Here is an 18,218-nt window from a genome sequence, read left to right on the forward strand (position 1 = left end):
GGTGGAACCGGGTTCATCGGCAGCGAGGAGGCGCAATGTCCGGGCTTGTCGCGATCATGTCCATGTCGCTGGACGGGTTCGTCGCCGGCCCGAACGACGACGTTTCCGGGGTCTTCGACTGGTACTTCACTTCGGGTGATGTGGAGGTCCGGACCGGTGGTGCAGACCCGATGACGTTCCGGGTGTCCGCGCCGAGCGCCGCGCACATCCGTGAGGTGACTGGCGGTCTGGGCGCGGTGCTGACGGGCCGACGCACGTTCGAGGTGGCCCAGGGGTGGGGCGGGAACCACGCGTGGGGGCCGGCGTTCGTGCTCACCCACGAGGTGCCGCCGGGATGGCCGCGTCCGGACTCGACGGTGCACTTCGTCACTGACGGGCTGGAGAGTGCGGTCGCCAGGGCGAAGGCTGCGGCCGGCGGGAAGTCGGTGGGGGTGCACGGTGCCGACACAATCCGGCAGTTGCTCGAGGCGGGCCTGCTCGACGAACTGAGCATCGACCTCGCGGCGGTCCTCGTCGGTTCGGGGACGCGGCTGTTCGATGACCCCGGCCTCGCCCGGACCCGGCTGGGCGACCCGACAGTGGCGGCCGGTGTGGGCGTCACCCACCTCCGCTACCCCGTCCGCAACGACTGAGCGGCCGGACAAGGAAGCCCTTCCCAGCCGGCTTCCGCTGCGATCCGGCACCGCATGCGCGAGATGCGAGGCGCTGCGCTTCCAGGGTGGTTGAATCAGTCGGGTGACGAGAGTCGTGGACGTCAGGGAGGCGACGACCACCGACGCGGATGCCCTGTTCGGGATGGCGAGTTGCCTGGCAACGTCGGCCGTCCCCGACCGCACCGTGTTCTCCTCGAGTCTCGCTGCGATCCTCACCGACGAGCGGCAACTGCTCCTCGTCGCGTTCATCGAAGGCGCGGACGAGCGGGTCGGATACCTGCACGGGCTTGCTCATCCGGCGTTCCACGCGAACGGAAGCGTCGCCTGGGTGGAGGAACTCTGGGTGGACGAGGAACACCGCCGCTCCGGCGTGGGGCGATCACTGATGGACCGGTTCGAGAGCTGGGCCGTCCATGACGTGGGGGCCGCGTACGTCGCGTTGGCCACGCGTCGTGCCCAGCGCTTCTACGCGGCGACGGGCTACGTCGAATCAGCCAGCTACTTCAAGAAGAACCTGACAGCCATCCGGAGCGCCCATCCGGAGTAGCACTCACCCACCCTTGGTTGCGCGAAACGGGATTGAGGACGCCAGCGCGATCACGGCGAGCAGGGTTGCCACGAGCACCGCCACCCACGCGCCGCGTGGCGTGGTGAGCGCGAGGGACTCGCCCCCGATCAGCGGGACGGTGGCGGTGATCCCGCAGAACAACGCGAGGGCGAGCACGCCAGTCACCATCCGTGACCAGGCCGGGCCGCTCCGGCCGAGCGCGAAGCCACCGCCGATCGCCATCAGCGAGACACCGACCGCGCCGCCGCCCATCCCTGTCGTCAGGAAGGTCCACAGCGCCCCAGGTATCGAGAGCGGAGCCACCGCAAAGGCGAGCGGTGCGAGTGCGAACCAGCGAAGCCCGCGCGTGACGCCGGACCGCCGCCTCGCCTCGGCGACCCCGAGCAGCGCGCCACACACGGCGCCGGGCAGCAGGATCGCTCCGAACGTGCCGACCCAGTCCACGTGGGGCGTCCCGCTGATCTGCCACATGTACGCGCGCAGTCCCGCGGCCCACGCCACGCCTCCGAGGGCGCCCAGCCCGCCGAAGGCCCACTGTTGCGAGATGCGCCCGGTGGCCATGGGCGCAACCTAGGCGGGCCGCGTCCGGGCCGGTATTGGTGGAACCACGTAGGCCGTCGACGTATCAGCGTCGGCCCTCGGCGCTCCTCTCGCGTGACACCTCGAATGCACCGGGAGAGACCATGGCGACCATCCCCGTTCGGATCCGGCTGAACAAGCTGTTCTGCTACCACGGCGCCGACGAGAGCGACAGCGAGCCGTACCTGTGGGTCATCGCCGTGACCATCGACGGCCGGACGATCACCCACCGCCCCGACGCTGCCAGCCTCGACGGAGCGCCCGGGTTCGTGTTCTCACCCGGCAGCCACGGCAGCATCGGCGGCTCGATGGGCATCGGCGCCAACCGTTCGATTCCGGCGGCCGTGGGTCACATCGACACCACGTTGCAGCCCATCGTCGTCACGGCGGCCGGTCACCAGGTGGAGGTCCCGGGGCAGTTGGCGCTCGTCGCGATTCTCCTCGAGGAGGACATGACCTCCGACGCGGGCGCCGAGGCGGCGCACGCCAAGATCAACGACCTCCTGCGCGTCGAGCTGACCGAGGCCATCGCCGACATCGACCTCGACGGCGTCGGGGCCAAGATCGTCCGCGGACTGGCCGAGGGCCGGACGCCCGAGGCCGTGGCGCGGGAGTACTTCGCGCAGCGGATGACGCGCGTGGTGAACCGGATCAACCGCTACGCCCAGGACGTCGCGATCGCCGCCATCGCCCGGGCGCTCAGCTTCCCCGCCGCCATCGTCGAGGCGTCCGACCCGGACAACTTCCAGGGCATCGTCACCCGGTTCTGGAGCCAGACCCAGCTCGAGGCCACGACGACGCACCACCGGATCGAGATCCACGAGGAGATCTGGGACCGAAGCGCCGGGCTGCGCGAGGCGTCCGACTACAACTACAACCTGCACGGAGAGGTGTGGCAGCCCATCGAGGAGTACTGGGTGCCGGTCACGGACACCCTGCCCGCCGGCCGGTGGCAGGTCACCGGCATCCAGCGGACCGGCCGCAAACCGTTCATCAGCACCCTGGGTGGGACGCTGCCAGACGGCACACCATGGGCGATGCCCAAGGGGAAGGTCATGGACGCGATCCAGGCGGGCACGCACACCTTCTTCGTCCGCGGTGACACCGGCGTCGAGGCGAACGTCCTCGTCAGCGAGAACGAGGAGAACCCGTACTTCCCCTACCTCGCGACGGTGTCCGACAACGACCCGACCAACAACCTCTCGACGCTGCCGGCCTGCATCCTCGCGATCCGCCACACACGGCCCGCGCCGTGAACTCACGTCGCGCGGCGGAGTCTTCGTCTCAGTCAGGGCAACACACGTTCCCGACCTCCGGTTGGAGCATGGAGTACGGGCCGGCGGTCGGCCGCCCGGGCCATGCACGGCGCAGCAGCGCCGAACGGCTGAGGGTGTCGCCGGGCCTCGCTATGGTCCTGTGGGAGATCGTTGGAGAGGTGGATTCATGGGTTCGACCGTGGTGCGTCACGGAGTGAGCGAGGACTTGGCGCTGTCGCTGGCGGTGGAGGCCGGCGGCTTCGTGTACTGCAGCTTCTGCGTCGGCAACGTGGGGCAGAGCGTGGAGGCCCAGGTGCACGGTGCACTCGACGACCTCGTTCGACGGCTGGACGGGTTGGGGCTCGACCTGTCGGACGTGGTGCAGGTGGACGCCCTGTTCCGCGACATCTGGGACATCCCCGTCATGGAGAAGGTCTTCCGGGAACGCTTCGCCGGCAGCTACCCCGCCCGCAAGTCCATCCAGACCGAGTTCGCCCACATCGGCGGCGCCGACGGCCTCCAGTTCCAGCTCGACGCCATCGCCTACCGCGGGCCGCACGCCTAGCGCGGCAGAGTAGTGCGTTTCGGTGGCCGCGCTGCTGACGTCATGCAACTCTGTGCTGACGGGGAGGTGCTGGGAGTTGCGATCTGGTCGATTTGTCCGAGTGATCTCCATGGTGGCCGTGCTTGTGATCGCGACGACGGGCTGCGGGCTCGTGCCGAGTTCGCTGGCGGGTAACCATCCAGTCTCGTCGGACGGCTTCCCTCCGATCGGGCCCACGACGACGGTGAGTGGTGTGGTCGTCAACCTCGACAACGGTTGCATCGTGCTCGCCACCGACGTCAACCCCGGCCAACTGTGGGTCGTGTGGCCACCAGGCGCGACGTACCATGCGCTCGACGAGCACACCAACGAGATCCGGCTGGCTGACGGCACCCAGGTCCAGGACGGTGCCCGGATCGAGATCGTGGGTCAGTTGATCACCCGGGCCGACCTTCCCGACGGTGGGAACTCCGACAGCATGTGGGGCTCCCACGCCGGGTTCTGCCTGGGCGCGACCACGAAGGATCCGGAGATCGTGCGCGCCGAGACCGTCGCGAAGGCGTGACGGACGCCAAGACTGCGCTTCGGGTACCAACGACCACCCTTTCGACCACCGAGGACGACCGGACTATTCCGGACTCGGGACCGGACCATCGTCGCCCGACCCTCGGCCGACGGCGGCTCAGCCCATCTGGGGATGAGGTGGATCTCGGCGTGGTGGCCGCCCGCTGCAGCTCCCACCCATTCAGTAGTGGTCGCGTGCTTACAGGATCACGATGTGCTTGTCAGTGACCAGGTAGACCAGACGGTTGGCGTCGTCGATCCGTTGGACCAGGCGCCGGACAGGATGTGTCTGGACGGTTCGGGCCTTGGCCGTGCCGGCGAACGGGTCGCGCAGGATCTCCTGGATGAGGGCGTTGATCCGCCGCAGTGTCGTTCGGCCAGGTCGGCCGGGCTGATCAGCACCGCAACCGGCCTGCCGTTGCGCGTGACCGTAACCCGCTCGTGGTGGCGTTCGACACGATCAACCACGTCACTGAAGTGGTCCCGGACCTTCACGTAAAGGCTCAGCAGTCATGACCACAAATGTGGCGCTCAACCGCGCAGAATCTAGCCCTGGCCCATCAACACGTCCACGCACAGTGCGTGTGGGGACGGCCGTGGATACCACTAGCCGAGCTTGCGGGACAGGGAGAGAAGTGAACACATGGACGTGCCAGCGCTGGAGAGCGCTATTCCTGTCCCTCGCCTGCGCCGGTCAGCAGAGCGATGCCGCGACTCCACCGGCGAGGTTGCGCGCCGCGCGAGTCAGCTAGTGGTGGCCCTTGGCGACCATGCGCAGGATCCGCAGGTCGAAGGAGATGAAGCGGAGGAGCTGTATCGGCAGGTTCTGCCTGGACCGGAGGGTCTTGCTGGTGGGCAGGGGCGCCTTCGACAGGTCGGCGACCGGGTCGCCACCGGTGGGAGGCTGGTACATGGCCTGTTGCGTCATGATCACTCCGGGATGAAGCGCCAGCCCGGTCGGGCCTTCGCCTTGTAGAGGAACAGGTAGTGGAGCATGAGCTTCACCCAGTGGCCGTGCAGGCCGAGTTCACCACGGGTCTCGTTCTCGTCGCGTCCGGTGGCGTAGCGCTCGTAGTCGGGCACGACCGGGAGCATGGTCATGGCCGCCGCCGAACCCTTGGTGAGCCCCGTACCGGCGGACGCGACGCAGGCCGCCCCCATCCGGGCCATGGACGCGGTGCGCGCCGGCGCCGAACCGCCGCGCCGGATCCGGTCGGCGATCGTGAGGGCCACCGTCTTGCCCATCACGCCCGACGGCATGCCGGTGCGCGGGGGTGACGGGGCGACGACGGTTCCGTTCGGCGTCTTCCGCGGCCGCGAGATCTGGTGCGGCGGGGCGAACGCGATGCCGACCGCCCACACGTTGTCGTAGCCGGGCGCGGCGTAGGTCTGGGGCCAGTCCGAGGCCCGCCACTCCTCGTAGGGCTTCGCGGTGTAATCAGCGTCCACCTTCATGAATCCGGAGGGGGCGAACAGGTCCGCCGTGATGTCCTGGCCGTCGGCGTCGAAGGCCTTCAGCGGCACCCCGCCGAACGGCGGGATCAGCATGGCGAAGTCGAAGTCGAGGGTGTGGCTCTCCCCGTCCAGGGTCTCGTAGTGGATGACGCCGTCGGTGACCCTCGACACGTGCGCACCGAGGATCGCCTCGACCCCCCGCTCGCGGAACAGCGACCCCGTCCACAACTCACTGGTGGTCTGAAAACCCTGTTGGTCGAACACCATGCCGTCGACCCCGAAGTCACCCAGCGCCGCCTCGTTGGTCAGGTAGACCACCCGGGCCAGGTCACGGACGCCCGCTTCGCGCAGCTCGTGCTCCACGTTGAACACGTACTCGAACGCCGCCCCCTCGCAGGTGCAGGTGCCATGGCCCATGCCCACGACAAGCGTCTGTGGCCGGCCGGACCGCAGCACCTCGATCACCTCACGGAGCCTCACATTCGCCTCCACCGCATGATCAGCAGTGCACACACTCTGGGTGAACCCGCCCGGCCCCATGCCCTCGGTCGCCTCGAACCGGAGGCGCGGACCCGTCGCGTTGATCAGGTAGTCATATCGCAGCCGCTCGGTCGCGCCCGCCTTGTCGGGGCTGGTGTACTCGATATCGACCGCACCCCGCGAATCCTCGCTGTCCCCGCTCGGCCGGACGGCCACCGCCTTCGCCTGCCGGAATCCGATCCCCTTGCGCGCGTACACCGGAGCCAGCGGGAACACCACGTCCGACTTCCCCATCTCACCGACGCCCACCCAGATGTTCGACGGGATCCAGTTCCACTGCGCGTTCGGCGACACCACCGTCACGCTGTGCCCACGACCCAGCAACCGCCGCAGGTGCAACGCCGCCGTGTGACCCGACACCCCAGCCCCGAGGACAACGACCTCTGCCATCAGCTACTCCTCCACCCGGCCTCGTCGCCGGACGAGTCGCACTATACCCCATGGGGTATCGGATGGCGCCGCCCGCCGGCGCTGGGGACCAGATACGCGCATGCCGATGAGCGTGCGTTGGGTTCGTTTCGGGGGTCGGGCGATTGTCGGGCAGCGCTCGGGGATCTTGTGGCTGGGGCCTCCACGACCGGACACGGCAACACTGCGACGACCACCACCAACCCTGGCCGGCCGAGGGCCGTTACGCACGCCACCAAGCCGAGACACTCAACCGACACGCCCTGATCGATCACGACCTGTCCGTCCGCTCGAAGAAGGCCTCATCGCCCGCCGGGGGCGCGCTTCGGCTGGTCGACAAGAAGACACCGGCCGACCCATCGACGCCGCCACAGGCGAAGTCCCGATCCGCTGAACGGCAGGCGCACGCCGCCAATTCGGCGATCCAAGGGACATGGCGCGGCTGGTGCGCCTCGGTTCGCGAGCCAGCGGACCGAGGACGCGGCTAGACCCCTGACAGAACTTCTTGACGACCGGCGGGAGGTTCCGGTTGCCGCTGAACGCCAACGCCCGAGGCGTCCATCCTCGCGTGCGTTGGGCCGCACGAGGAGCCCGATTCTCGGTGATGATCTTTCTGTGATTCTCGAGATACGAGCACAGCCGTCTGATACAAATCGGACCAGCACCCCCGAGAGCAGTCAGGACATTCCTTCGTGTCAACCCCCGATCGGATACCCGAAGCATTGAGCCGCCAGCCAATCCCGAGCCAGTCCGGAGCCCTCGACACGCCACATCCGAAGACAGACGATTCGGACAGTTGCCCGCGGCGCCGAGTATGCCGTTCTGGAATCGCACTCTTGGCCACGCTGGTGTTGCTGTCAGGATGCGCAGCGGTGCCAACTGGGCCGAGCGTCGACGAGGTGCTCAACGGAGACTTGGCCGCGGCAGAGCGAGACACTGCGATCGAGTTCGTCCGCACGACTCTGGCCAGCCTGCCGGACGCGGTCAACACGACCGATCTCGGCACCCGGATCATCGCCTTCTGCACTGAGGGCCAGAACAACTGGAAGGTCCAAGAGGGGTTCCGCCTTCGCTGCACAGTCTACGGGGCGCGCTATGTCGCTTGGAGTGGCTCGTTCCCACGGGGGAAGTCAGCAATCACCGAAGCGTTCGAGACAGAGTGCGTGGCCCTGAGCGGCGAGACTCTTCCGACCGCCGCGCCCAAGGGTGAGCTTGGCACGCCCGGCGGAGGATATGGCTGCGCCACCGACGCCACCGTGGGCATCACCTGGGCGTCGAGCACGATCGGTCTCTCGACGTCATCCCTCGCCCTGCGCTGCGACGGTCCCGATGCGCGGTGCGTCGCCGGCCCGGACGCCTCGACCCTGGATTCCGGTCTCGAGTCCTTCGACTGGCTCTCAGTTCAAGCCGCCTCACGCGAATACTACGAGCACTGAAGAACGGCCCATTCCACATTCCTCCAACTGGCATGTCTGGGCGTCGCCGCACTCCTCGGCATTTCCTCGAACTGTGTTACGGCGACCCCCGCTCGGGCCGAGGTCCCCAGATGATCATCCGGGCAGCGCCCGCCTGGATCACCGTCTTCGCTGTCGCCTACATGCACAACAGATACGCCCGCGGCCGGCGATAACCGGCATCAATCCGGACGGACAGGCATCTCCAGCAAATCGATCCAATTTGCCGCAGACCGCCACGCTCGATCGAGCGGCCGTTCAGCCGGCAAGGCGACACGCGGGTCGTCCCCTGTGGGGTTCGAGAAGGCCTGAAAGTAGACCCGGTGTCGTGCCGCCCAACGCACGACTTTGCCGCACCCCGCGTGCTTGCTATCGAGAGCAGCAACGGCTCGATGGATTGTTCAGTATCGGGGCACGCTGGCCAGCGGCCCGCAGAGGATCATCTGGCCGAAGGTGGGTTCCAAGGACGCAAGGGTCTGAACATATCCCTGACTAGAGCGGATGACGGGAATCGAACCCGCACTGTCAGCTTGGGAATGTAACAGGTAAACGTGGCTAGGGGAAACACAACGTGGGCAACGTGGCCGTCACGCTCACAACGATGGCCAACGTGGGAACCGAGGTAACAATTCGAGGTAACACGGTCCGGCTGTTCACTGAAATCGAACGCGGCTGGACGGCCGCTCAGTGGTGGTAGACGTCGCTGCGGTGGTCGATGCGCAGAACGACAACTTCACCGGCGGTGTCGTTGATCCGGTACAGCACTCGATAAGTCCCTCGGCGAGCCGACCAGACCCCGGTCAGTTCGCGGCGCAGCATCTTCCCCACCCGTCGCGGGTTGGCAACCAAGGGGCCCGTCATGAACTCGATCACCGCCGCCGCGACCGCCTCCGGCAGGCCCGTCTGGACAGCCCGCACCGCGGGCGGGGTCAGCACCAGTTCGTAGCCCTCTGACGGGTTCACTGACGCAGGTCCCGGACCGCCGCGGCTCCGCGCACCACATCGCCCGCCGTGTACGCGGCATCAGCTTCCCGGATATCCGCCAGGGCTTCGGGGTCGGAGAGGACGTCGAGGGTCTCCTCGAGCTCAGCCAAGTCCGCCGGGCTGATCAAGACAGCGACCGGCCTGCCGTTGCGCGTGACTGTGACACGCTCGTGGTGACGCTCGACACGGTCAACAACATCACTGAAGTGGTCCCGGACCTCACGCAACGGCTCAGCAGTCATGACCACAATTGTGGCGCTCCGCCCGTCAGAATCAAGCCCTGCCTCCCCCAACGTCCTGCGCGATCGCGGCAGATGCGTGCGTCTGTCGGTGCCCGATACTGGGCGCCATGGGCGACAAGATCATACGGAGTTGGGAGACCGATCTTCGCGGCCTCACAGTCGAAGGCGCGAAGAACCGCGTCGCGATGGCAACGTCGCTTCGAAGTCGCCGCGATGGCCCCGGGACCAAGACGCAATCCAGAGGGCGCCCGGATGTGGCGCGAGAAGCTGCGCCAGGCCGAGTGACGACGACGGTCGAAAACTAGGCCATTCGCGCCGGTCGAAAAGTGGGCCACCTGACCACGATTGGACGGGTGATCTCGTTGGAGGACTGGGCACTGATCAGGCGGCTGCACCGGAGTGATGGGTTGTCGCAGCGGGCGATCGCGAAGCAGCTGGGGATCGCGCGGGCGACCGTTGCTGGAGCCTTGGCGGCGGAAGGGCCACCGAGGTATCAGCGGCCGGCGGTGACCAGTTCGGCCTGGCTGGAGGTCGAGCCGATGGCGCGCCGCTTGTTGGCTGAGACCCCGACGATGCCGGCGTCGGTGATCGCGGAGCGGGTCGGCTGGACCGGGTCGATCTCGTGGTTGCGGGAGAACGTCGCCCGGCTCCGTCCGGAGTACGCCCCGGCCGATCCGGCTGACCGGCTGGTGTGGCTGCCCGGGGACGCGGTTCAGTGCGATCTGTGGTTCCCGCCGGTCAGGATCCCGACCGGTGCCGGCCAGCAGGCGAGCCCGCCGGTGCTGGTGATGGTGGCCGCGTACTCGAGGTTCCTCACCGCGGTGATGCTTCCGTCACGGACCACTGCGGACCTGGTGGCGGGGATGTGGCTGTTGCTGCGTGATCAGCTGCGGGCGGTGCCCCGCCGGCTGGTGTGGGACAACGAGGCCGGGATCGGCCGCCGCGGCTACCTGACCGGTGAGGTGACCTCGCTGATCGGGGTGCTGGGCTGCCGTCTGGTTCAGTGCAAGCCCTACGACCCGGAGACCAAGGGCATCGTGGAGCGGGCGAACCAGCACCTGTAGACCTCGTTCCTGCCCGGCCGCACGTTCACCGGCCCGGCCGACTTCAACACCCAACTCGCCGAGTGGCTACCGGCTGCGAACCGTCGCACGGTGCGCCGGCTGGGGGCCCAGCCTGCCCAGCTGATCGAGCTGGACCGGGCTGCGATGTTGACCCTGCCGCCGGTGCCACCAGTGACCGGCTGGCGTCAGCAGGTACGGCTCGGCCGTGACTACTACGTGCGGGTCGCCAGCAACGACTACTCCGTCGACCCGTCCGGGATCGGCACCATGGTCGAGGTCACCGCCGGCCTCGATCAGGTGGTGGTGACCCGCGGCGGACAAGTCTTAGCCCGTCACCCGCGATGCTGGGCCACCCGACAAGTCATCGCCGACCCTGACCATGTCGAGGCCGCTGCCCGGCTGCGGGCCGCCTACCAGCAGCCACGACCGGCGCCCGATCCCGATGCTGATCTGGTCCGTGACCTGGCCTGCTACGACACCGCGTTCGGCGTCACCATCGAGCAGGTGGTGGCGTCATGACCGATCCGGTGAAGGACATCACCCACCTGGCGACCGCGCTGAAAGCGCCCCGGATCCGGGACCACGCGACCCGCCTGGCCGACCAAGCCCGTACCGATGGCTGGAGCTACGAGGAATACCTCGCCGCCGTACTCGACCGCGAAGTGTCGGCCCGCGACGCCTCGGGTGCCGACATGCGGATCCGCTACGCCGGGTTCCCGACCCGCAAAAGCATCGAGGAGTTCAACTTCAACCACCAACCAGCCCTCGGCCGTGACGTGATCGCCCACCTCGCCACCGGCACCTTCCTCGACCAAGCCCGAAACGTCGTCCTCCTCGGACCCCCCGGCACCGGCAAGACCCACCTCGCGATCGGGCTCGGCATCAAAGCAGCCCACCGCGGCCACCGGGTCGCGTTCGCCACCGCCATCGACTGGGTCACCAGGCTCAAAACCGCCCACACCCTCGGCAAACTCAACGCCGAACTCGGCCGGCTCCGCCGCTACGGACTCATCATCGTCGACGAGGTCGGCTACATCGGGACTCGAAGGGGCGGGGGTGGAAGTCCAGTTCGCGTTGGGCCTTGGTGGAGTCGAACTCGTTGTTCCGGGTGAGGTTGTAGACGGCGAAGCTGGTCAGTGCCTGCGGGCGTCGGGTGAGTCGCTGGACGAGGTCGCCGCCACGTCCGAGCATTCCGGCCGCCCACTTGGGCACGATCCGGGTGACTCGCTGCGCGCCGGTGAGGTCGCTGAGCAGCCCGAACAGCTCGGGAATGCTGACCATCTGGTTGCCGAGGATGTAGCCCTCACCGGTCCGGCCACGCTGGCAGGCTTCGACGATCGCGTCGGCGACGTCGCGGGCATCGACGGCGTTGAAGCTGCCTTCGACGCCGGCGGGCATACCGCCGCGGCAGTAGTCGAGGATGAAGCGGGTGAAGGGACCGTAGGCGTAGTCGTCGGGTCCGCAGATGCCGGTCGGGTACACGATGGTGGCGTCCAGACCCCGCTCGTGGACCGCGTCGAGTACGAGCTGGGACGCGGCCGCCTTGCTCTTGCTGTAGTAGCCGACGACCAGATCGGGGTCGAAGCGGTCGGGTTCGGTGATCGGCGTCCCGTGGGGCGTCTCGGGGATCGCTCCGGTGGAGCTGACGTAGATCAGGCGGGTCGCGTCCTTGGCCAGGCAGGCGTCGATGATGTTGGCGGTTCCGGTGATGTTGACGTCGTGGACGAGCTGGTTGTAGCCGGCAGTCAGGGTGACGACGGCGGCGCAGTGGATCACGATGAGGCGCCCCTCTGGGGCGTGCGCGAAGCAGGCTGCAAGGCTGGCCGGTTCGGTGACGTCACCGAGGTGGACCTCGACACCGGCCTGGACGCGGACGGCGGCGGGGTCTCCTGGCAGGTGGGACTGGGCTCAGTGGGCGAGGATAACGGTCAGCCTGGGGTCTGTGTTCTCCTCAGATGGTGGGGTGCTGAGGAGGTAGGTGCCCGCGTTCAGGCTGTTGACAACTCTGGGGGCGTCTGCTTCGGGTGCGGCACCGATGTAGAGGGTGATCTGTGGGCTGGTGGGCGTCAGGTACAGGTCGATGCCCATCGCCTGGCTGTGTGTTTCCCAGGCGTCGAGGGTAGCGATATCCACCGGGGTGAGCAGTTGGCTATCCCCAATCGTCCCTATGCCGGAGCCGCTGTTGGTGTAGCCAGCGACCTCGGTCTGGGCGGGATCGTGGCCGACTGTCACGTAGCTGGGCAGTGCTTCGTCGTAGTTGCCGTAGACAGGCGTCGCGATTGTCCTGCGGTAGACGATCGTTTCCGTGTCCGCTGCAATTGGGATGTCTTGGTCTGTTCGGACCGAGACGTCGAGTTGGTAGGCGTGCGGGTTGCTGGACGGGTGGTAGTACTGCACGAGTTCGATGGGGCCCACCTGAACAATTGAGGCTGCCTCGGATGACGTCGCCCAGAAGTCAACAACCGAAGGATCTCTCGGAATCGCCTCTTGACTCAGGTAGGAGCCGGCACGCCCATCCAGCGCACCGGTCTCATCTTGCAGGAAGAACAACCATGAGTCGGCGTGCGTCACGGATGCGAGGCCATCACCGCCAGATGCGTTGTCCATGAGGCCGACCGGGGTGCCGTCTGCGGCGTGTTGGTTGTAGAGGCTGCCCGTCGAGCTCACGCCTAGCGAGATGGTGCCGTTGGTGATTACCGCGCCGGTGGCTTTGGTCCGCCAGCCCACCGTGACGGCTTGGTCGTCGTGGTGGGTCACCTGGGTGTCGGTGATCATGACCGTCACGTTGGGGCATTCGCTGGGCGCCACGATCTTGGTCGACAGCTCGGTCGCGCCTGTCGTGCCGTAGGAGCCGTCGAAGGTGTTGTCGGACGCGCACCAGTCGCCAGGGCTGCTTCCCCATGCGTAGGCGAACACGGCCAGGTGGCTCGCGTCGGCTGCGTCCACTGTGATCTGTAGGGGTGCGCCGATGCCGCTTTCGGGGGTGGCGATGTCCTGGAACACGGCGCCGCCTGCGCCCAGTTGGGCGAACGTGTGTGAGTCGCGGCGGCTGGAGGACGCAGAATGGACGGGCCGAGCCACCGACCCTGCCGGCTGAGTCTCTGTCTTGAGCCCGAGTTCGTTCACCACGTGGGCGGCGCACCAGGATTCGAACACACTGGACTGGGCGCCGGACGCGGCGGTGGCCGGGTCGCAGGTGGTGTACAGGCTCAGCCACAGCGACGGGAGCGTGCCGGCCATGTCGCCATCGTCGAGTCGAGCGAGAGCATCATCGAGCTGGCTGACCCCATCCAGCACACTCTTGCCGCCGACGCTCTGCCAGGAGTAGGTCACGAAATCCTGCCCGAACCACTCCGTCAGCAGTTGGACAGCCGCAACCGCCCCGTACTGCCTGAAGCCGTTGGTGAAATCGCCATAGCTCAGCGCCTTGTCGGTCGTGCTGAAGAAGTCCAGAAGATGCTTCGATTCAGGCACATCTTGGGCGTTGGTGGTTGTGTGGTCCGTGGACAGGGCGTACTGAGTGGTTGCCCACTCCGCCGTCGCCTCCATCCACCAGTTGATCAGGAGGAGATTTGGCAACATGTTGGGTATCACCACTGTTGCGGCCATCAAGTAGTGCCACTGGAACTGGTGGAACAGCTCGTGGACCGGCAGATAGGCGGTGTCGTAGTCGGCGGGCATGAAGATCAGGTCTAGACCGAGTGATGCGCCCCGATCTGTGATCGCCGACTCCACTGGATTCCCCCACCACACCGTGACCGTGTCGGTCGGACCGATCATGTGAAGCTGATCCTGGAAGAAGGCCCATGCCTTCTCCATCACGTCAAGACTCTTCTCAACCTGGTCCGGCACACCGCTGCCGTCCACGTCGGCGAGCTGATCCTTCGTCAGCGATGCCGGGTCCCACAGGAACTCGAAGTGTGCAGAATCGGCATAGCATTCCAGACCCAGCGGCACACAGCCAGATTCCCCGGCCCCTGCTTCCGGTACTCCGGCCGGAACGACCTGCGCTGACGCCCTCGCCGCGAGCACCGAAAGCGCTTCGATGTCGATCCGCCCGAGCGTTCCGTGGTATCGCCGGGGCACTGACTTGCGAGAGAAGCCGTACTGGCGCGCGACCAACCGCGCGGCGATCCGTCCCGCCTTGGAATCCGTGATCCGCCCCGACGACAGATCGGAGATGAGGCGCCGGACGGACCGCGACCCTGCCTTGACGTGCGGGGTCACCACCGCAGGCCGTGATGATCGATAAGTGCTGGACTTTGCCCGTTCGGCATCCTGAAGAGTCCTTTCAATCCCAGCTCTGGCCGACACACCCGCGGCGGCTCCGATCGGGTCGGCCCGCGGAGTGGGGACCGGTGTCGGAGACGCCTGCGCCCCTTGCCACGTCCCAACAAGCAGAACAACAGTCAACGCAAATACTGCGGAATTCCGCGACACGACTCGCATGGAAACATGCCTCCAGGCCCGGGGGGGTTACTGCATCTGGACAGTACTGCGCCTGCGTCAACCAGATGCAGAAACCACCAAAGTCTCAGCCGAGTACCTTGCTGAACACCCGCGACGACTTCGACACCGGCGAATCCGCACAGCAAGCCCCCGGGGTACTAGCCTTGGGACCACCCCAGCAAAAGGCCGCCCATGAAAGCCCCGATCCTCATCCTCCTCGCCGCCTGCGCAGCACTAAGCCTGACCGGCTGCGAAAGCCCCGGATGGGGCAAGACGGACTCGGTCTCGATCACCAACAACTCCGACCAGACCATCGTCTTGAAGAGGCCGTGGATCGAACCGACCCCCGACCCCGTCGCAACCGCCACCCCCGGACAAACCACCACCGCCAAAGACGCGATCGTAGCCGACAGATGCCAAGACAACTGGCTGATCACCGACACCTCCGGAAAGACCCTACGAACGCTCTCCTCGGTCTGCGCGGGCCAGACCATCACCTACCCGTGAATACGCAGAAGTAGTCCTGCGGGAGGAAGCCAGGCGGTCAACCGGAACGCGCGACGAGCAACGCCTCGCAATATCTACAGCAGACAACATCCTCGGTCGGCGGCTCGGATCGGCAAGCTGCCTTCTGGCGCCGCTTCGCGGCATCGGATGCTCCAGCAGGTGACACGCTCCGGTTGCCTGCCCTCGAGCCCAGCCGAGCGAAACGATTGGGGCGGGTGTGCGGCAAGCGCTCAGTAGCCGGGAGGGAATCCGACGAGCGGGCCAAGTGTCCCCGAGCACGAGCGGGGGGTGCTCGCGCTCGCCTGGCAACTCTCGCCACACACCAAGCAACGGCACCTCGACCAAGGCCGCGTCCACCTCCACGACCAGACCGGCATCCCCGAAGCCGTCTACACAGCGTGGAGACACGACCTCGACCAAGGCCGTACGTCGCTGATGCTGGGCCACTGCAACGAACTCACCACGCAACTCAACGCCCGCGCCCGCGCTGACCTGATCAACGAAGGCACCGTCCACGGGCCCGAAACCCGGCTCCGCACAGGGCTCCACGTCGCCGCCGGCGACCTGATCGTCACCCGCGAGAACCGGCGCAGCCTGAGCATCAGCCCCACCGACTACGTCAAGAACGGCGACTGGTGGCAAGCCCTGCACGTGCACCCCGACGGGCCTGTCGACGCCAAGCACGAAGCGACCGGCCGCACCCTCACACTGCCCGCCTGGTACGTCCGCGACCACGTCGACCTCGGCTGCGCCCGCACCATCCACACCGCCCAGGGCTCCACCGTCGACACGTGCCACATCGCCCTCAACGGCCAAGGGACCCGCCAACTCCTCTACAATGGCGCCACCCGCGGCCGGCTCGCGAACCACCTGTACCTGTACGCCGGCTGTGACGGCGACCCCGCCACAGCGATCAACCCCGACGCCCTAAAGCCGGCCACCGCCGGCGAACTGAACGCCGGCAACCTCCCCCGTCGGATTGTCGTCCACAAGACCACCGTCTTCCGCGACACCGAGGTGAACGGCGTGTTCGACGCCTGGAGTGCCGGCGGAGAGATCGAGTGCGTGCGCGTGCGGGGAAGCACACGGTGGCGCGGAGCTCGCTTAGTCGCTGCCCGCTCAGCAACGGGCGCAGTGAACCGGCTAACTGGCCGGTCCACCGTGGCACGATGCAGTTCCTATCCGGCCGCGACGCCCTTCTCTACGTCAACGGCACCGCGCCGCGTCTCGCAGCAGGCAACGGCAACTTCTATCAGGTCGCGAAGAGTATTCCCAGCCCTCTTCTCATCTCCCGCGACGCCGGCTCTGGGCCACTGGAGCGAGAAGCCGACGACGTCCTCGCACTCACCACGATGGACTGGAACAACGACGCCCTCTACGACCCGCTCCCGGTGAACATCAAGTATTGACAGAAGCTCGCCCGGGTCATTGGTCACACGAGGGGACCTCCCGACGCGGCTTACCCGTACCGCCTCTTTATGTGGGCCCATTCCGACGGAACAACTCTGCCTGTGCCGTGTGCCCATGGTCCCGATCCGGGGCGCCTCGCCGCCACGCCACGCCGGTCAGCGCACAACCGGCCGATCCGCTATCAGCGGCTGTTCCGGGCCTCGCCCTCAACGAAGGTCCACGTCGACTCTCCATTGCTGAAACCGCCGTGCTCGGCCAGATGGAAGTTGGAGTGCCCGAGGTGCCGGGCGGCCTGTTCAGCAGCGGCCTCGGTCGACCCGACTCCTCGCCAGTGCGACCGGTCGGGCTGGCAGTTGATGAAGTCAGCGACCGCGTCGGGCATACGGAAACTCGGCCCGTCCTCGCTGCTAGTCCAGTAGGTCGCAACGAGCAGCTGGTGGCTCCGGAGCAGCGAATAGACCGCGTCCGGGTCAAGCAGACGTGCCGTCGTCTGTGCCACCTCCCTGGCTTGTCGCATCTGCTGGCCGCTGAGCGACTCCCACCACTCGAGCAGTCGGGGATCCAGGTTTCGTTCCTCCGTCACGACTGGAGTCTATGGGGTCTCCGCAGGTCTGACGGATCCAGACAACCCCGTGGCGGTGAATGCCCCGACCGATCCGAATCAGACAAGAGCAGCCGGGGCTTCCCAAACACACAGCATGGCGGGCCTCGACACGCGTTCCGGATCCATCTGTCACCGCTCATGCGCAACGGTCACACTCGTCGCCGGACTTGGTGCGTAGCAACCGCTCCATGCTGCGTCCAGTCCGGCCCCCCCGGGGCGAATCCCACCCCCGCTCGCAGTCAGCTGACTTCAGGGCGGGATCCGGACTCTGTGGCCGAAAGCGACGCGGGAAGGTCAGTGCCACCTGTGACGATGTGACCATGCTTCGAGAGCTGATCGAGGAACAGCTCGACCTCACCAGAATGAGGATCGAGTTCATGCGTATCCAGTTGTCCGATGCCAGGCGCGACCAGTTCCGCCGGGGTCACGTCGCCGGCTGCCGGTTGGGCAGGCAGCATGAACGAGCAGGCGTACGCGACGTCACAGAGAAGTACACCGGGGCGGCCACCGGCAGATCGAGATCGACGGCATCGAGGTCGACGAGGGAATGCGTGACTTGCTCGTCTCGCTGTGGGCCTTCGGTATCGACACCCAGTACTCCTGCCAGGGTGACCCTGACAGGTTCACACCCAATCAGGCGTACAGCCACGACTACGCTTCTCAGATCGTGTTCGCTGACGTCGACCAGGCGTACATGTTTGTCCGGAAGACCGTCGACCTTCTCGGCCACGCTGCTCAGATGGAGGGCGGCCTGGTGCTGAACACCATGGACGGCTTCGATGAAGCCAGTCGGCGCGTCACCACCCGGGCTTCGGTGACCTTCCCACCGCAGCTGCTGGATGAGATCACGGCGCTGTGGGCCAAGTCCGCGGAAGCCCCACCTCGAGTAGATGAGGTCTCGTGAGAGGGCCGGATGCTCGCGGGCGTGGACTCACTC

The 18,218-nt window shown here is 66.8% G+C and carries 20 protein-coding genes and 2 pseudogenes; 11 read left to right on the forward strand and 11 right to left on the reverse strand.

The features are described from left to right. Window positions 1–35 precede the first annotated feature (35 nt). Both QM779_RS11335 and QM779_RS11340 read left to right on the forward strand, forming a co-directional pair. Window positions 36–632, forward strand: coding sequence for a dihydrofolate reductase family protein (locus QM779_RS11335; RefSeq protein WP_428535244.1), 597 nt, complete (start codon window positions 36–38; stop codon window positions 630–632). A 103-nt stretch (window positions 633–735) separates the two neighbouring features. Continuing rightward, a complete protein-coding gene (locus tag QM779_RS11340) occupies window positions 736–1,200 on the forward strand; it encodes a GNAT family N-acetyltransferase (protein WP_428535246.1) in 465 nt (154 codons plus the stop codon). 3 nt (window positions 1,201–1,203) lie between these two features. On the opposite strand, the gene QM779_RS11345 is transcribed toward QM779_RS11340, so the two are convergent. Further along, on the reverse strand, window positions 1,204–1,782 hold the full coding sequence (locus QM779_RS11345) for a hypothetical protein (RefSeq protein WP_428535248.1): 579 nt from the start codon (window positions 1,780–1,782) through the stop codon (window positions 1,204–1,206). Between the two features lie 122 nt (window positions 1,783–1,904). On the opposite strand from QM779_RS11345, the gene QM779_RS11350 reads away from it, so the two are divergent. The 3 genes from QM779_RS11350 (at window position 1,905) to QM779_RS11360 (ending at window position 4,165) form a co-directional block, all read left to right on the forward strand. After that, window positions 1,905–3,056 carry a hypothetical protein gene (locus QM779_RS11350; RefSeq protein WP_428535250.1) on the forward strand — a complete coding sequence of 384 codons (1,152 nt, stop codon included), beginning with the start codon at window positions 1,905–1,907 and terminating at the stop codon, window positions 3,054–3,056. A 187-nt stretch (window positions 3,057–3,243) separates the two neighbouring features. Continuing rightward, on the forward strand, window positions 3,244–3,621 hold the full coding sequence (locus QM779_RS11355) for a RidA family protein (RefSeq protein ID WP_428535252.1): 378 nt from the start codon (window positions 3,244–3,246) through the stop codon (window positions 3,619–3,621). A gap of 22 nt (window positions 3,622–3,643) precedes the next feature. Further along, window positions 3,644–4,165 carry a hypothetical protein gene (locus tag QM779_RS11360; protein ID WP_428535254.1) on the forward strand — a complete coding sequence of 174 codons (522 nt, stop codon included), beginning with the start codon at window positions 3,644–3,646 and terminating at the stop codon, window positions 4,163–4,165. A 198-nt stretch (window positions 4,166–4,363) separates the two neighbouring features. Here QM779_RS11360 and QM779_RS11365 read toward each other — a convergent pair whose 3' ends face one another. The 4 genes and pseudogenes from QM779_RS11365 to QM779_RS11380 form a co-directional block, all read right to left on the reverse strand. Next, window positions 4,364–4,531: a type II toxin-antitoxin system YoeB family toxin gene (locus QM779_RS11365; RefSeq protein WP_428538405.1), complete on the reverse strand. Its 168-nt coding sequence runs from the start codon at window positions 4,529–4,531 to the stop codon at window positions 4,364–4,366. A 20-nt stretch (window positions 4,532–4,551) separates the two neighbouring features. Further along, window positions 4,552–4,659, reverse strand: a pseudogene (locus tag QM779_RS11370) (type II toxin-antitoxin system Phd/YefM family antitoxin); the annotation flags it as partial. Window positions 4,660–4,912: 253 nt separating this feature from the next. Further along, complete coding sequence (locus QM779_RS11375) at window positions 4,913–5,092, reverse strand: hypothetical protein (protein ID WP_428535256.1); 180 nt, start codon at window positions 5,090–5,092, stop codon at window positions 4,913–4,915. 2 nt (window positions 5,093–5,094) lie between these two features. Then, a complete protein-coding gene (locus tag QM779_RS11380) occupies window positions 5,095–6,549 on the reverse strand; it encodes an NAD(P)/FAD-dependent oxidoreductase (protein WP_428535258.1) in 1,455 nt (484 codons plus the stop codon). Window positions 6,550–7,403: 854 nt separating this feature from the next. Here QM779_RS11380 and QM779_RS11385 point away from each other — a divergent pair. After that, window positions 7,404–8,003 carry a hypothetical protein gene (locus QM779_RS11385; RefSeq protein WP_428535260.1) on the forward strand — a complete coding sequence of 200 codons (600 nt, stop codon included), beginning with the start codon at window positions 7,404–7,406 and terminating at the stop codon, window positions 8,001–8,003. A gap of 702 nt (window positions 8,004–8,705) precedes the next feature. On the opposite strand, the gene QM779_RS11390 is transcribed toward QM779_RS11385, so the two are convergent. Together QM779_RS11390 and QM779_RS11395 are read right to left on the reverse strand one after the other, a co-directional pair. Continuing rightward, on the reverse strand, window positions 8,706–8,984 hold the full coding sequence (locus tag QM779_RS11390) for a type II toxin-antitoxin system RelE family toxin (RefSeq protein ID WP_428535262.1): 279 nt from the start codon (window positions 8,982–8,984) through the stop codon (window positions 8,706–8,708). Further along, window positions 8,981–9,247, reverse strand: a complete 267-nt coding sequence (locus tag QM779_RS11395) for a type II toxin-antitoxin system Phd/YefM family antitoxin (RefSeq protein ID WP_428535264.1) — start codon at window positions 9,245–9,247, stop codon at window positions 8,981–8,983. The genes QM779_RS11390 and QM779_RS11395 overlap by 4 nt, the downstream gene beginning before the upstream one ends. A gap of 353 nt (window positions 9,248–9,600) precedes the next feature. Here QM779_RS11395 and istA point away from each other — a divergent pair. Further along, a pseudogene (gene istA, locus QM779_RS11400) lies at window positions 9,601–10,830 on the forward strand (IS21 family transposase). Beyond that, window positions 10,827–11,423: an ATP-binding protein gene (locus tag QM779_RS11405; protein ID WP_428535266.1), complete on the forward strand. Its 597-nt coding sequence runs from the start codon at window positions 10,827–10,829 to the stop codon at window positions 11,421–11,423. Before istA ends, QM779_RS11405 begins: the two are co-directional and overlap by 4 nt. Here QM779_RS11405 and QM779_RS11410 read toward each other — a convergent pair. Both QM779_RS11410 and QM779_RS11415 read right to left on the reverse strand, forming a co-directional pair. Beyond that, window positions 11,323–12,207 (reverse strand): NAD-dependent epimerase/dehydratase family protein, encoded by an 885-nt coding sequence (locus tag QM779_RS11410; protein WP_428538408.1) that lies wholly within the window; start codon window positions 12,205–12,207, stop codon window positions 11,323–11,325. The two genes, QM779_RS11405 and QM779_RS11410, sit on opposite strands and share 101 nt — an antisense overlap. Window positions 12,208–12,219: 12 nt before the next feature. Continuing rightward, entirely contained in the window at window positions 12,220–14,538 is a 2,319-nt protein-coding gene (locus QM779_RS11415) for a hypothetical protein (RefSeq protein WP_428535268.1), read from the reverse strand. Window positions 14,539–14,952: 414 nt separating this feature from the next. Here QM779_RS11415 and QM779_RS11420 point away from each other — a divergent pair, with 414 nt between their 5' ends. Both QM779_RS11420 and QM779_RS11425 read left to right on the forward strand, forming a co-directional pair. Next, the gene (locus tag QM779_RS11420) at window positions 14,953–15,267 is read left to right on the forward strand and encodes a hypothetical protein (RefSeq protein ID WP_428535270.1); all 315 of its coding nucleotides are present in this window, start codon (window positions 14,953–14,955) and stop codon (window positions 15,265–15,267) included. A 288-nt stretch (window positions 15,268–15,555) separates the two neighbouring features. Continuing rightward, window positions 15,556–16,662, forward strand: coding sequence for a hypothetical protein (locus tag QM779_RS11425; RefSeq protein ID WP_428535272.1), 1,107 nt, complete (start codon window positions 15,556–15,558; stop codon window positions 16,660–16,662). Between the two features lie 196 nt (window positions 16,663–16,858). Here the strand turns inward: QM779_RS11425 and QM779_RS11430 are convergent, their stop codons facing one another. Next, window positions 16,859–17,260, reverse strand: coding sequence for a hypothetical protein (locus tag QM779_RS11430; protein ID WP_428535274.1), 402 nt, complete (start codon window positions 17,258–17,260; stop codon window positions 16,859–16,861). Window positions 17,261–17,520: 260 nt separating this feature from the next. Beyond that, entirely contained in the window at window positions 17,521–17,739 is a 219-nt protein-coding gene (locus QM779_RS11435) for a hypothetical protein (protein WP_428535276.1), read from the reverse strand. Between the two features lie 89 nt (window positions 17,740–17,828). Here QM779_RS11435 and QM779_RS11440 point away from each other — a divergent pair, with 89 nt between their 5' ends. Beyond that, window positions 17,829–18,185 (forward strand): hypothetical protein, encoded by a 357-nt coding sequence (locus tag QM779_RS11440; protein WP_428535278.1) that lies wholly within the window; start codon window positions 17,829–17,831, stop codon window positions 18,183–18,185. Window positions 18,186–18,218 lie beyond the last annotated feature (33 nt).

The organism is Propionicimonas sp., from assembly GCF_049840635.1.
Classification (GTDB): domain Bacteria; phylum Actinomycetota; class Actinomycetes; order Propionibacteriales; family Propionibacteriaceae; genus Propionicimonas.